Here is a 14,760-nt window from a genome sequence, read left to right on the forward strand (position 1 = left end):
CCTAAATGGTTGTTGAACTGTACTCATAGTCTATACAAATCAGTTGATAGTTCAAACATATCCATCTTCAAGTATAATTTTCTATCATCTAAAAACCACAATAAAGAATCCATATGTCAATTCACAAGTTCAGCACGTCTCTCCTATTGTTACTCCCGTTATTGTTTACATCAGTTGCTTATGCAGGGCCAGCTGCAGATGCAGTCGGGACTTGCTTGGCAAACTCGACAACGGGCAAAGATAGAGTGAATTTAGCAAGATGGGTATTTGCGGCAATGACTAAGCACCCGGAAGTCAGCAGTATCGCCAACCTACCCCCAGAAAAGCTAGAGGAGATCAATATGACCAATGGCAGACTATTGACGCGCTTACTTTCGGTCGATTGTAGAAATGAGATTAAAATTGCAACCGACTTAGAGGATCCCACAGCTCTTAGAACTGCTTTCGAGTCGCTAGGTAGACTAGCCATGCAAGAGCTCATGAGCAATCCAGCAGTTGGTGCGGAATTTACATCTGGGTTGAGTAAATATGTAGATATGAAGAAAATTCAAGACGCTTTAAAATAAAATAAGACGCTCTCAAATAACAGAGCATCTTAAAATATCCGGCGCTACATTTTTATTGCCAGTTTAAATGTAGCGCTTATTTTGATTTCTTAAACGCTGGTCTAGCCGCATTTTTAAAATTGGCAAAGGCTTTCGGCAACGGTTTGGCTTTAAAGCTCGTCCCATCTGACTGCTTAATATTCGCCATTACCGCTGGCTGGAACGCTGGCACCAATTGCTTTTTACCCGGCCCAATCAAATCGGCTCTGCCCATGCGTTTAAGCGCCTCACGCAACATCGGCCAGTTGGCTGGATCATGGTAACGAATAAAGGCTTTATGTAGCTTGCGCACACTGCCCGATTTGGCCACAGGCACATCTTCGGAGTCCTCCGTCACTTTGCGTAGCGGATTCTTGCCTGAATGGTACATGGCGGTCGCCATCGCCATCGGTGTGGGCGTAAAGTTTTGCACTTGGTCTAATCTAAACTCATACTTTTTGAGCCAAAGCGCTAAATTCAGCATGTCCTCATCCGTGGTTCCCGGGTGTGAGGCAATAAAGTAAGGGATCAAATACTGCTTCTTACCTGCTTCAGCACTAAACTTCTCAAACATGGCTTTAAATTCATCATACGCACCCATGCCAGGTTTCATCATTTTGCTCAGTACATTGTCTTCTGAGTGCTCAGGCGCAATTTTCAAATAGCCGCCCACATGGTGCTGCACGAGTTCTTTAACGTATTCTGGCGATTTAACGGCAAGGTCATAACGCAAACCAGAACCAATCAATATCTTCTTCACGCCTTTAATGGCGCGCGCTTTGCGATAGAGTTGAATCAAAGCGCTATGATCTGTATTCAGGTTTTCACACACGCCAGGGTATACGCAACTGAGTTTACGGCAGGCTTTTTCAATGGTTTCCGACTTGCAGGCAATGCGGTACATATTGGCGGTCGGGCCACCTAGGTCTGAAATAATTCCTGTAAAGCCATCCACTTTGTCGCGGATTTCTTCAATTTCTTTGAGGATAGAATCTTCACTACGGCTTTGAATAATACGGCCTTCATGTTCGGTGATCGAACAGAAAGTACAGCCGCCAAAACAACCACGCATGATATTCACAGAAAAGCGAATCATCTCCCATGCAGGAATTTTGGCATTTTTATACAGCGGATGCGGCTTACGCGCGTAAGGCAAATCGTATACATAATCCATTTCTTTGGTGGTCAATGGAATGGGCGGTGGGTTCAACCACACTTCACGATCACCGTGCCTTTGTACCAATGCACGTGCATTGCCTGGGTTAGCCTCTAAATGTAACACGCGCGAAGCATGTGCATACATGATGGGGTTGGCAATTACCTCTTCATAGCCTGGCAATCGCACTACTTGTGTTGCACGGTCGGGTTTCGGTTTGCGTACAATCTGAATCGGGTTGGTACCCTCAGGCATTATCGGTTTAGCAGGCTCAGTCGCACAGCTGGCATCGGCTTTACCCATTTTCATTTCATAGGGGTCTACCGGTTTATCCACCACACCAGGGCGGTCTAGCTTGGTACTTTCAATTTCAGACCAACCTTCTGGAATGGCTTTACGCAAAAATGCAGTGCCACGAATATCTTGAATTTCGCTGACTTTCTCACCTTTTGCAATGCGGTGACTGATCTCAATGATGGCGCGCTCAGCATTTCCGTACACTAAAATATCTGCTTTGGAATCCACCAAAATAGAACGACGTACTTTATCCGACCAATAATCGTAATGGGCAATACGACGCAAGCTGGCTTCAATACTACCAATCACCAGCGGCACATCCGAATACGCTTCTCGACAACGTTGTGAGTACACTAGCACTGCACGGTCGGGGCGCTTATTAGGCGCAGCATCTGGCGTATAAGCATCATCCGAGCGAATTTTACGGTCTGCAGTATAGCGATTGACCATGCTGTCCATATTGCCTGCGGTAATACCAAAATATAAATTGGGTTTACCTAATACTTTGAAGGCACTCGCATTTTGCCAATCGGGTTGCGCAATAATGCCTACGCGAAAGCCTTGCGCTTCTAGCAAGCGCCCAATCAGTGCAATGCCAAAGCTAGGGTGATCTACATAGGCATCACCAGACACTAAAATAATGTCGCAACTATCCCAGCCCAGTGCATCCATTTCAGCGCGGGTCATGGGTAAAACAGAGGCTGTTCCAAAACGTTTTGCCCAATATGGGCGATAGGTATGAATCGGCTTGGCTAAACTATCGGTGTAGACTTCCATAGGGCAACTATTTTACGCGCTAATGATTTGATTTAAAAGCTTTTTTTGATGTTGTATTTAAGTACTAGCCGTACTATGATTGAAGTATGAATGGAATAACGAAAAAAATAAGCTATCAAGTCACCGGGATGACCTGCGGTGGTTGCGTTAAACGCGTTCAAGCCACCTTATCCCAATACGCATCGCATGTAGACGTCTCACTTGACCCCGCACTAGCGACACTGCACCAGCCCAATGCAAATATCGATGAATTGAATCAGGCACTTAGCCAAGTGGGGCATTACACATTAAGCACAATAGCATCTCCAACTGCACCTACCACTTCTATTGAATCAAGCTCTTGGTTCAGTACCTATCGGCCACTCTTATTGGTATTCGCCTATATTTTGCTCGTTTGTTCAGCGGTTGAAGGGGTAGCTGGCGGGTTTGTACTGCACCGATTTATGCCAAATTTTATGGCAGGTTTTTTTCTGGCTTTCTCTTTTTTTAAACTGCTTGATCTGCCCGGATTTGCCAGCAGCTATGCCATGTATGATGTACTCGCCAAACGTGTTCCACAATACGGCTATGCCTATCCGTTTATTGAGTTGAGCTTAGGGATAGGTTACCTCATTCAGGGCGATAGCCGTTTATTCAACCTCGTGACTTTTATCGTCATGGCATTTTCCACCTTGGGCGTACTCATTGCAGTGAGTAATCGCCAAAAGATCCGTTGCGCTTGTTTGGGCGCTGTATTTAATTTACCAATGAGCACCGTCACTATTATCGAGGATTTGCTGATGGCTGGCATGGCGTTATGGATGCTGGTATCCATCGGCTAATCCTCAATCTATGTGATATTTGTTACGGGTATCGACTACAGAAGATTGAGGTACGGCCGATACTAATCATTGAGATGACTGAATCTTAATTCCTATAAGAATAGCCTGACTAATAATATGAACAAATTGGCAATATGAATCAATCGGCAACATGAAAAAATTAGCTTTTTTCCAACGCTTCCTACTACCACTCTTGCTTGTCGGCCTATTTGCGGTTCTTTCCACCACGGTCTACATGTTCACGCTTAACATGCGTGAAATAGAAGCAGATGCGCATCAGGAAACCAATGAGCTTGCACACCTACTCACCATGGCCAAGAGTTTGGTAGAGGAGCGCGTGCACTCCTCTATGGAGCTATTGAAAAAAAATAGCGAGGCACTTGGCACCCCGCATATTCGTGGCACTGTTGTGCTCAATGGCGAGACGATTCCTAACTTAACGTTTGCTGAAGAAGCACAAATCCGACAAAGCAGTTTAGTCGATGGTGTCACGAGCATCGGCAATGGCACAGCCACCTTGTTTGTCAAACACCACGATGCTTTTATTCGCATTGCCACCAACGTCAAAATCAAAAATAGCGCACGTGCTGTCGGCACACAATTAGACCCTACTGGCAAAGCCATTCCATTTTTACGCAAGGGAAAAGCTTTTTACGGCGTGGTTGATATTTTGGGAGAGCCCTACATCTCAGGCTATGAGCCGATGTTTGACCAAAGTGGTACAGTCATCGGCGCATGGTATGTCGGGTACAAAGTAGACGTGAAAGCGCTGGATCAAGCCATTAAACAATGGTCGTTTTTAGACACCGGCTTTGCTGCTATCCGTGATTACAATCATCAGTTGCGCTTTGTTTCAGAACGCACACAGCCATTAGCGGCACAATCCATCCTCAATCAAACAGATGATCGCTGGGTCATTATTAAAAAACGTATTCCAGATTGGAATTTTGACGCTTATATTGCCTACCCTAAACACGAAGCCTATTTGCAAAGCATAGGCAACCTCTATCCGATTTTGGTGCTAGGTAGTGTATTTGGCTGCGTGCTGTTGTTATTGGCATCGCATGCCATTAAGCGCTTTGTGCTTAAACCCTTGGGCGGTGACCCGGAAACTGCTTACAACCTTGTACACCGTATAGAGCAAGGCGATTTTAATGATGATGGCACGCATGCACCCCCAGATACATTGATAGGCAACATGCTCACCATGCGCCAGCGCATACACGATATGGTGACAGAACTTACGGAAAATGCTGATCGCCTCCGCGTGTCTTCCAGCGTATTCGAGCACGCGCACGATGGTATTTTCATTACCGACTCCACAGCGCGTATTATTGAAGTGAACCCTGCGTTTACCGTGATTACAGGATTTAGCCGAGAGGAAGCCTTAGGCAAAAATCCGGAAACACTAGGCTTTGCCTATCAGATCGAGGCGTTTTTCTCTCAATTTTTTGAATCTACCAAGCAGCAAGGCGAATGGCAAGGCGAGGTATGGAACCGCCATCAGAACGGCGAAACCTATATTGCCTGGCTAGATGTGTTTCCCGTACACGCCAAAACCGGCGAGTTTCAGCACTATGTCGGGTTGTTTTCTGACATTACGCAAGCCAAAGAACAGCAAAAATCTCTGGAACACTTGGCTTACCATGATGCATTAACCAAGCTACCGAATCGCATTTTGTTTTCAAACAGCCTGCAAAAAACGTTAGCACATGCAGAACGCACCAAAGAAGTGGTGGCTATTTGCTATTTGGATTTGGATGAGTTCAAACCCATCAACGATCAGTTTGGTCATGAAGTGGGTGACCAATTACTGGTGATGCTGGCAGAGCGTCTACAATCAAGTTTACGCAAACAAGATACCGTGGCCCGACTTGGGGGTGATGAATTTGCCTTACTGCTGAGCGGCTTACACAGCACAACAGAGTATACAGAAACGCTGGACCGTATTTTGGCGGCGATAGAAGCGCCCTTTCATATCGCCAATCATGCGTTCTCTATCTCGGCCAGCATAGGCTATACCGTGTACCCAGGTGATAAAAACCCACCGGATACATTATTGCGCCATGCCGATCACGCCATGTATCACGCCAAAACGCATGGCGGCAAACAATACCACCTATTTGATCTACAGCTCGCCCAATTATCACGCGATAAACATCAGCTCAAAGAAGACATTGCCAAAGCACTCTCCAACAATCAGCTTAGCGTCTACTTTCAACCACAAATTAATGTACGCACCGGTCAGGTCGTTGGCATGGAAGCACTGATTCGCTGGCAGCATCCACAAAAAGGCTTATTACTACCCAATGACTTTTTGCCGCTGATCGAAAACACACACCAAATCATCGACATCAGCGAATGGGTGATTGAAAACGCACTGGGCCAATTAAAAAAATGGCACCTAGCTGGGTTTGATTTTTATGTGGCGGTCAACATTGCCGCGCATCATTTATTGGATAAAGGTTTTGAAACCAAGTTGGCGGCCATGCTCAGCAAATTTCCCAACGTGCCACCGCACTACTTAAACCTTGAAATTACAGAAAGCGCAGCGATTGGCGAGATTAACAATGTTACCCATATCATCCAGCAATGTAAAAAATTGGGGGTGACGTTTGCCATTGATGATTTTGGCGCCGGCTACTCGTCACTCACCTACCTGCGCCGTCTGCCAGTAGACAGCATCAAGATCGACCGTTCATTTATCAACGGCATGCTAGTCGATTCCGAAGACTTAGCTGTTGTGAGCAGTATCATTACACTCTGCAAAGAATTCAAACGCACCGTCATTGCCGAGGGTGTCGAGTCTGCAGACCATGCCCAAAAACTGATGCAATTGGGGTGTGACCTAGTGCAAGGCCATAGCATGGCCAAGCCTATGCCAGCCAACAAGGTCATGCAGTGGGCCAAAGCACACGCTCCTTTCAAGTTTAGCTAAACATGACACCTGCCATGACCGATGCCTACTATCAATTACCGACCGGCAATGTACTGGCATTGAATCGGCACAATGCTTTTCCGCCACTTCATCAGGCATTAACAGAACCCAATGGCTTAATTGCCATTGGTGGTGAGTTAACCATGACACGTTTGTTAGACGCGTATCAACAGGGGATTTTCCCTTGGTTTAGTGAGGGCGAACCGATATTATGGTGGAGTCCACATCCGCGCATGGTGTTGTATCCAGAGGAACTAAAGGTCTCGCGTTCACTCTCAAAAACAATTCACAAGCAATTGTTTGAAGTACGCATCAATACTGCGTTTCGTGAGGTGATCACTGCTTGCAGCGCAACACCTAGGCCTCAGCAATCCGGTACTTGGATTAGCCCGGCCATGATTGACGCTTACTGCGAGCTGCACGCAGCAGGCTATGCGATTTCTGTGGAGAGTTGGCAAAACGGTGTGTTAGTGGGCGGTTGCTACGGCATTCAAATACAGCGTATGTTTTATGGAGAAAGCATGTTTCACCATGTGTCAGAAGCATCTAAAGTGGCGTTTGTACACTTAGTGCAATACCTTATACAACAAGATGTTGGGCTAATTGACTGCCAGATGCGCACGCCTTTATTGACACAATTTGGCGGACGCGAAATTGAACGCGATCTGTTTATTCAGCAACTGCAAACACTTACACAAGCCCAACATGACGCTCCCTAACGAACCTTCCCTGCAAAAACTACAGTTCTATGTCACCACGCCTTATCCGTGTGGTTACCTGCCCAACCAGCTTGCGCAAAGTTTAATCGCGTCTCCGCAGTCATTGGTCAATGCGCAGGTCTACAGTGGCTTGATCCAACAAGGGTTTAGACGTAGCGGCAAATTTGCCTACCGCCCACATTGCGAACATTGCCATGCGTGTACACCCGTGCGCTTAGTGCTTGCACGTTTTTCTCCATCGCGCAGCCAGCAACGCGCGTTTAAACAACATCAAGAGTTATCGGTCAGGATATTACCGCTAGATTTTCACGATGCGCACTTTAATTTGTATGCGCAATATCAGCAATTACGACACCGCGATGATACGGCAGGCATTGCAATAGAAAGCAATGAAGCCGAGCAATACCGCCAGTTTTTGTGCCTAAGCAATGTAGAAAGCTTGATGATTGAGTTTGCTGACGCACAAGGGCAAATCAAAATCGTCAGTGTCATTGATGTTGTACAAGATGGCGTGTCGGCCGTATATACATTTTACGACGCAACCGATGCTAAAAATAGTTATGGGACGTATGCCATTGTGTGGTTGGCCGAATGGATCAAAACGCTTCAGCTGCCTTATTTGTATCTAGGCTACTGGATAGCGCAGAGCCAAAAAATGGCTTATAAACAACGCTTTAAACCTCAAGAACAATTGATTGATGGCGAGTGGATTGAAAATAATCATATAGCATGAAGCCATATGATTTAAATTTCTAATGGGTCAGCCCAACTACCGTAACCTTTAAACTGCGCAAACACCGCCTGCATTTCTACTTCACTAAGTATATAAGGCGTACCCAACTGCAAGGCACGCCAATATTGCTCCGCCAGATTCTCCACTTCTATTGCAATCGACAAGGCTTCAGCTAAGTCTTTACCAAGCGCAATCACGCCATGGTTTGCCAGCAGGCAGGCTTTACGTGCCTTCAACGCCTCAATCGCTGCATCCGAGAGTGCTTGCGAGCCAAACAGTGCATACGGTGCACAACGAATATTGGCACCGCCGGCCACGGCAATCATGTAATGAAAAGCAGGGATTTCACGATGCGAACATGCCAGCGTCGTGGCAAACATGCTATGCGTATGCACCACTGCATTGACTTCCGGCCGTTGCTGCAAAATATCACGATGGAACCGCCATTCACTGGATGGTTTCTTATCGGTTTCAGCGATACCATCTAACCCCATCTGTACCATGGTTGTGGCTGATAACGCATCTACCGGTACACCAGAGGGTGTAATCAAAAAGCCTGTCGCATTGCGTACGCTCACATTGCCAGAAGTACCTTTATTGAGTCCGGCCTGCTGTAATTGCTGTGCGGTCTGTAATAATGCTACCGCTAAATCCGCACCTGTATGAAACTCTGTATCTGTATTAAACATAGTGGCGATCAATACGACTGTAATGATGTAAGCATATCAGGCGCATACACGCCTTTTTCAGTAATGATGCCTGTGACCAATCTGGCCGGTGTCACATCAAAGGCCGGGTTAAGTGCTTGGCTTTGCAATGGAATCACACGCACATTCTCAATAGTACCTTGTGCGGTCAATCCCTGTATGCACGCCACCTCTTCCGGATTACGTTCTTCAATTTCAATGTCCAGTAAACCGTTTTGCATTTGCCAATCAATCGTAGGGCTAGGTACCGCCGCATAAAAAGGGATTTGCTGATCAAACGCCGCCAATGCTTTCAAATAGGTGCCTATCTTGTTACAGACATCACCTGTACGCGTGACGCGGTCTGCGCCCACAATCACCATATCCACCTGCCCATGCTGCATCAAATGTCCACCGGCATTATCGGTAATCACAGTATGCGGTACGCCATGCTGGGCCAGTTCCCAAGCCGTTAAGCTCGCCCCTTGGTTACGCGGGCGCGTTTCGTCCACCCACACGTGCACAGGTATTCCCGCATCATGTGCAGCATATATCGGTGCCAGCGCAGTGCCATAATCCACCGTGGCTAACCAACCAGCATTGCAATGTGTCAGAATTTGCACCGGTTTATCTGTATAGCGTTTTTGTATACACACCAAACCATGTCGCCCAATTGCCTGATTTTGCAGCACATCTTCATCGGCCATGGTTGCCACCTCCTGCCATGCACCATCACGACGCAATGATGTAGGCAGCTGCATTAAGTAAGTCTGCATACGCTGAACCGCCCAAGCCAAGTTCACGGCAGTCGGCCTACTTTGTAATAACTGTTGTGCTGCAGCAGCCAGCGCGGCATCCGAAGTATCTTGATTCATGGCCAAGGCAATACCATAAGCAGCAGACACACCAATCAAGGGTGCTCCCCGCACTTGCATGGTGTTGATGGCGGTCACCATTGCAGCAACGGAATCTATGCGCACCAGCTCAAACGCAAATGGCAAACGTGTCTGGTCAATAATGGTGACATAGCGTGTTTGGGTGTCTGGCCAGATGGTGCGGTAATGTTGTTGCTCAATGTTCATAATATAACCGTTAGTTTTTTTAATGAAATTGCAAGCGGTTCAAATGAAAAAAATATCAAAAAAATAATTGCATTTTTAAAATAAATAATATTGATTTTTTCCATCCACAAAATCTGTGGATAACTTTGTGGATTACTGTGTCTTAAAAACGTAACTTACCATTTTATAAGGACTTTTTCTAAAAGTTCATTTTTTAATCTATTTTTTTTATTAATAAAATCAATTACTTACAATATCCCCTTGGTTTAATAACACTTTTTAACGAAACTTAATGTAACACTTCAAGTGGTGTGCATAAATACGCTAATTTTGGAAAAATATCGATAGAATTTTTGCTTGTATTTTCAATGATTTGCGTCACGTGCATCCCCCTTAACTCAGCCAAAATCTCAGCGATTTTCATTAGCTCTTTTGGGCTATTTCTACCCTGCGTACCTAGCCATTCCGGGGGAATATCTGGCGCATCTGTCTCTAATACAATCGCATCCATGCCGACTGCTTTGGCTAGCGCTCTGATCTTGAGCGCACGGGTGTAGGTCATGGCACCACCAAATCCTAGCTTAAAACCCATCTCTACAAACATCTCCGCTTGTTGCAAGCTGCCATTAAACGCATGTGCTATCCCGCCACGTACGCTATGACGGCGCAGATGCTTGAGCACATCGTCTACCGCACGTCGTACATGCAGAATCACCGGCAAATCGAAATCCCGCGCCATTTTTAATTGCTCGGTAAAGAAATAGCTTTGCGTTTCTGCATTTTGCTTGGTGACAAAAAAATCCAAACCAATTTCACCGACCGCTACCAGTTTATTTGATGTGCCTACATGTTGTGCAATCAATTGCCGCAAAGTGTGCATGTCACTCGGTTGCGCTGCATCAATGTACATCGGGTGCCAGCCAAGCGCGTACCAGCATTGTGGGTATTGATCGGATAGCGCTATTACTGTTTGAAAATTATTGGCACACACTGCGGGCACAACAATGGCTGCAACCCCTTGCGCAATACTCGCCTGCACCTGCGCATCGCGGTCGGCATTAAATTCAGGGGCATCCAAGTGGCAATGTGTATCAATCAACATATTAAGTAACTGCCGATGCGTACTCTGGCAGTGCCAGCACACGAATATCCGCCCCAAACTGCCTGATATCGGTAATGTTTAAATCAATGGCTTGGGACATATGCGTGAGACTAGGCATTGCCAACATATCGTGGGCTTGCCCGCCCATCAATTTAGGGGCGTAATACATGAGCAACTCGTTCACCAACTGGCGTGCGATTAGCGCGCCGTTTAATCCTTGCCCAGCCTCTACCATCACCTCGTTCATTTGGCAGTGCGCTAGGTGCTTTAACAGCGTATTTAGGCACACCTGCCCCTGTGCATCTGCCGCATGAAACAAAGTTACACCCTGATCTACCCAATAAGACGTACGTTGTAGGGAGTCCGTGGCGTAGGCAATCATAGTAGATCCGCCTTGCGTAATACGTGCATCCATAGGCATGCGCAGCTGACTGTCCACCACCACGCGCAGTGGCTGGCGTGCGTCAGGAATATCACGTACGGTCAGTTGAGGATTATCGGCAAGTACAGTACCGATACCAGTGAGTATGGCACAAGACCTAGCGCGCCAGTGCTGCACATCCAGACGCGATGCTTCTGAACTTATCCATTGGCTGTGGCCATTTGCCATCGCGGTTTTGCCATCTAAACTTGCCGCGATTTTGCAACGGACCCACGGCATTTGCTGCGACATACGCAAAATAAAGCCAGGATTAAGTGCCTTTGCTTGCGTTTCCATTAGCCCATGCTGGGTTTCAATACCATGCGCTTGTAAATAGGCCAAACCTTTACCCGCTACCAAGGGATTTGGGTCCACCATCGCCGCAATGACTTTGACAACTCCGGCTTTGAGTAGCGCATCGGCACAAGGCGGTGTGCGTCCGTGGTGGCTGCAAGGCTCTAGCGTGACATAGGCAGTTGCCCCACGCGCATGCTGTCCAGCTTGCTGTAAGGCATATACCTCAGCATGAGGCTCTCCCGCCTTGAGGTGTGCGCCCTCACCTACTATTTTTTGTTGATGAACAATGACACACCCTACCCGCGGGTTAGGTGTGGTGGTATAGAGACCGCGCTCCGCCAGTTGCAAAGCGCGCTGCATGTATAGATAATCAAGTGCAGAAAACATACTGCATTGTAATGGGCGGTGCGGGCATTACACAATAAAGAAAATGTGGATTTACGCTAGGTGCTTGCCTAGCGTAAACAAGCGTTTAGTGTGAGGAGATACGGGAGTGCATCAAACGGCCATTCTCATCAAAGAAAATACGCAAAGCATGGTACACATGCATACACTTGCCTAAATCGTATTCAATGGCATTGGTGTCTTCTAGGCTGGGGCGCCCAAGCAAGGCCATCACGGCTTCACGTTGCGCGCCTTTAATCAGAATATGCTCTTTTAAATCATAGGCCATGTCACCACGCTTGCACTCTTGCTCCAGAGTAGCGGCGCTCTGCATCCATCTGGTTTGATCAAACTTTTCACTACCAAACACCGCTTGGTCTTTAAACGCCCACCAAGTAAAAAACACTATAGTGAGCAATAACGTGAATACAGCCAGTGCAATCGAAGCAGCATTTATTAGTTTCATCGAGCTATCCTTATCTCAAACGCATGCGTTTATTTTTTCTTACGTGGTATATCCAAATCACGAATCACATCATGGAAGTCATCCACATCGGAGAAGCTACGGTACACCGAAGCAAATCGAATATAAGCCACTTTATCCATGAGCTTAAGCTCTTGCATGACGCTTTCCCCTAAATCCCGCGCTGGAATCTCACGCTCGCCCAAACTGAGGATTTTTTGCACGATATGGTCTAGCGCTCTGTCCACGTATTCGGTTGGCACTGGACGCTTGTGCAATGCACGCGTAAATGACAACCTTAACTTATCGCGATTAAATTCCTCACGTGTGCCGTTTTGTTTGACCACTTGCGGCATATGCAATTCAGCCGTTTCATACGTGGTGAATCGCTTGTCGCAAGCGCTGCAGCGACGGCGGCGGCGAATAGAGTCACCCTCGTCATTAATACGGGAATCAATGACTTGGGTATCGTTGTCACCACAAAATGGACATTTCAAGCGTTATGCTCCGTACACAGGGAAGCGACTGGTTAAGGCATGCACTTTTTCTTTGGTTGCAGCAATCACGGCTTCTGAAGTTGGGTTATCCAATACATCTGCAATCAAATGCGCCACTTGCTCAGCCTCTGCCTCTTTAAAGCCACGTGTCGTAATCGCAGGTGAACCGATACGGATACCAGAGGTCACGAATGGGCTTTCTGGATCGTTAGGAATCGCATTCTTATTCACAGTAATGTGCGCTTGACCCAAATAGGCATCGGCTGCTTTACCGGTTAACCCTTTTGGACGTAAATCCACTAGGAATACATGTGACTCAGTACGGCCAGAAATAATACGTAAGCCGCGAGCTGCTAATGTTTTCGCCATTACATCAGCATTTTTAAGCACTTGCGCTTGATACACTTTAAACTCAGGCTGCTGTGCTTCCAAGAACGCAGTGGCTTTACCAGCAATCACGTGCATCAATGGGCCACCTTGCAAGCTCGGGAACACATTTGAATTCAGCATTTTCTCGTATTCGGCTTTGGCTAAAATGATCCCACCACGTGGGCCGCGTAAGGTTTTGTGCGTAGTTGACGTCACAAAATCTGCATGCGGCACTGGGTTAGGATAGACACCTGCCGCAATCAAACCAGAGTAATGCGCCATATCCACCATGAAATAGGCGCCCACTTTTTTGGCAATCTCAGCCATGCGTGCCCAATCAAAACGCAAGGCATACGCACTGGCCCCACCAATCAGGAGCTTTGGTTTAGCTTCAATGGCAATACGCTCCATTTCATCGTAATTAATCTCTTCTTTATCATTCAGGCCATAGGCCACAATGTTAAATAGCTTGCCTGAAAGATTAGCCGGTGATCCATGGGTTAAGTGACCACCATGACCTAGGTTCATCCCCATCACGGTATCACCCGGTTTAAGGATAGAAAAATACACGGCTTGGTTAGCCTGAGAGCCTGAGTGTGGCTGCACGTTCGCGTATTCTGCACCATAGATTTGCTTTAAGCGATCAATCGCCAATTGCTCTACTTGGTCTACATATTCGCAACCACCGTAAAAACGTTTACCTGGGTAGCCCTCTGCATATTTGTTGGTCAATTGAGAGCCCTGTGCTTCCATCACCGCTGGGCTGGTGTAGTTCTCTGACGCGATGAGTTCAATATGCTGATATTGACGAACGACTTCGTCTTCAATCATCTTGGCTAACGAAGGATCTGCGATTTTTAAATTGCGAGAAGTGCTAAACATGAGAGGCATCCATAAAGCTGAAAATTTAGAAACGTGAGTTTAACATGATGTATATGGTGCATAAACAGTCATGATTACTTTATGTGTGGTGCACATATGCACCATTTTGGTTCATTCGAACCACCACACACCGCCTCTAAACCAGCACTCAATATCAGGATTTTCAATAACTCATTGAATTAAATAAACTAAATTACTTGGCACGGTGTTTGCTAAACATAAATTAAGCGCATATCTCCAAAATCGCTCCCCCTAGGCCCAACACTCGTGTTGGGCATTTTTTTGCCTACGGCAGTATTGCTGGCCCATTGTGGCTACTTACCTCTGCATACCAAGCAGGCTATAATCGCATCTGATTGGCTTAACCAAGGATGCAACATGAAATGGACCGATAGTCAGCGCATTGCTGAAGCGCTATACGACAAACACCCCGAAGTAGATCCTAAAACTATCCGGTTTACCGACTTGATGGAATGGACATTGGCCTTGGATGGATTTGATGATCTACCGGCCCATTGTGGTGAAAAGATTTTAGAAGCGATTCAACTTGCTTGGATAGATGAAGCCGAATAG

14 protein-coding genes are annotated in these 14,760 nt (G+C 46.6%); 6 read left to right on the forward strand and 8 right to left on the reverse strand.

Going from position 1 to position 14,760, the window contains the following annotated elements:
- Positions 1-113: 113 nt before the first annotated feature.
- Complete coding sequence (locus A3Q3_RS13625; protein WP_020182306.1) at positions 114-566, forward strand: hypothetical protein; 453 nt, start codon at positions 114-116, stop codon at positions 564-566.
- Positions 567-642: 76 nt separating this feature from the next.
- On the opposite strand, the gene A3Q3_RS0104110 is transcribed toward A3Q3_RS13625, so the two are convergent.
- The gene (locus tag A3Q3_RS0104110; RefSeq protein WP_020182307.1) at positions 643-2,814 is read right to left on the reverse strand and encodes a YgiQ family radical SAM protein; all 2,172 of its coding nucleotides are present in this window, start codon (positions 2,812-2,814) and stop codon (positions 643-645) included.
- An 86-nt stretch (positions 2,815-2,900) separates the two neighbouring features.
- Between A3Q3_RS0104110 and A3Q3_RS0104115 the strand changes: the two genes are divergently transcribed.
- The 4 genes from A3Q3_RS0104115 to A3Q3_RS0104130 all read left to right on the forward strand — a co-directional run bounded on the left by A3Q3_RS0104115 (position 2,901) and on the right by A3Q3_RS0104130 (position 8,025).
- Positions 2,901-3,635, forward strand: coding sequence for a heavy-metal-associated domain-containing protein (locus A3Q3_RS0104115; protein WP_033424934.1), 735 nt, complete (start codon positions 2,901-2,903; stop codon positions 3,633-3,635).
- A 151-nt stretch (positions 3,636-3,786) separates the two neighbouring features.
- Positions 3,787-6,573 carry an EAL domain-containing protein gene (locus A3Q3_RS0104120; protein WP_020182309.1) on the forward strand — a complete coding sequence of 929 codons (2,787 nt, stop codon included), beginning with the start codon at positions 3,787-3,789 and terminating at the stop codon, positions 6,571-6,573.
- Between the two features lie 14 nt (positions 6,574-6,587).
- The gene (gene aat / locus A3Q3_RS0104125; RefSeq protein WP_026361746.1) at positions 6,588-7,292 is read left to right on the forward strand and encodes a leucyl/phenylalanyl-tRNA--protein transferase; all 705 of its coding nucleotides are present in this window, start codon (positions 6,588-6,590) and stop codon (positions 7,290-7,292) included.
- The gene (locus A3Q3_RS0104130; protein ID WP_020182311.1) at positions 7,279-8,025 is read left to right on the forward strand and encodes an arginyltransferase; all 747 of its coding nucleotides are present in this window, start codon (positions 7,279-7,281) and stop codon (positions 8,023-8,025) included. Before aat ends, A3Q3_RS0104130 begins: the two co-directional genes overlap by 14 nt.
- A gap of 11 nt (positions 8,026-8,036) precedes the next feature.
- On the opposite strand, the gene A3Q3_RS0104135 is transcribed toward A3Q3_RS0104130, so the two are convergent.
- From A3Q3_RS0104135 to glyA, 7 genes are all read right to left on the reverse strand, one after another.
- The gene (locus tag A3Q3_RS0104135; RefSeq protein ID WP_020182312.1) at positions 8,037-8,714 is read right to left on the reverse strand and encodes a class II aldolase/adducin family protein; all 678 of its coding nucleotides are present in this window, start codon (positions 8,712-8,714) and stop codon (positions 8,037-8,039) included.
- Between the two features lie 8 nt (positions 8,715-8,722).
- The gene (gene mtnA / locus A3Q3_RS0104140; RefSeq protein WP_020182313.1) at positions 8,723-9,793 is read right to left on the reverse strand and encodes an S-methyl-5-thioribose-1-phosphate isomerase; all 1,071 of its coding nucleotides are present in this window, start codon (positions 9,791-9,793) and stop codon (positions 8,723-8,725) included.
- A gap of 268 nt (positions 9,794-10,061) precedes the next feature.
- Positions 10,062-10,874 (reverse strand): TatD family hydrolase, encoded by an 813-nt coding sequence (locus A3Q3_RS0104150; RefSeq protein WP_020182315.1) that lies wholly within the window; start codon positions 10,872-10,874, stop codon positions 10,062-10,064.
- Position 10,875: 1 nt separating this feature from the next.
- Complete coding sequence (gene ribD, locus A3Q3_RS0104155) at positions 10,876-11,979, reverse strand: bifunctional diaminohydroxyphosphoribosylaminopyrimidine deaminase/5-amino-6-(5-phosphoribosylamino)uracil reductase RibD (protein WP_020182316.1); 1,104 nt, start codon at positions 11,977-11,979, stop codon at positions 10,876-10,878.
- Positions 11,980-12,064: 85 nt separating this feature from the next.
- A complete protein-coding gene (locus tag A3Q3_RS0104160) occupies positions 12,065-12,442 on the reverse strand; it encodes a hypothetical protein (RefSeq protein ID WP_020182317.1) in 378 nt (125 codons plus the stop codon).
- Positions 12,443-12,471: 29 nt separating this feature from the next.
- The gene (gene nrdR / locus A3Q3_RS0104165; protein ID WP_020182318.1) at positions 12,472-12,936 is read right to left on the reverse strand and encodes a transcriptional regulator NrdR; all 465 of its coding nucleotides are present in this window, start codon (positions 12,934-12,936) and stop codon (positions 12,472-12,474) included.
- A gap of 3 nt (positions 12,937-12,939) precedes the next feature.
- Positions 12,940-14,187, reverse strand: coding sequence for a serine hydroxymethyltransferase (gene glyA / locus A3Q3_RS0104170; protein ID WP_020182319.1), 1,248 nt, complete (start codon positions 14,185-14,187; stop codon positions 12,940-12,942).
- A gap of 378 nt (positions 14,188-14,565) precedes the next feature.
- Between glyA and iscX the strand changes: the two genes are divergently transcribed.
- Positions 14,566-14,760, forward strand: coding sequence for a Fe-S cluster assembly protein IscX (gene iscX, locus A3Q3_RS0104175; RefSeq protein WP_020182320.1), 195 nt, complete (start codon positions 14,566-14,568; stop codon positions 14,758-14,760).

This window comes from Methylotenera sp. 1P/1, assembly GCF_000384355.1.
Classification (GTDB): Bacteria; Pseudomonadota; Gammaproteobacteria; order Burkholderiales; family Methylophilaceae; genus Methylophilus.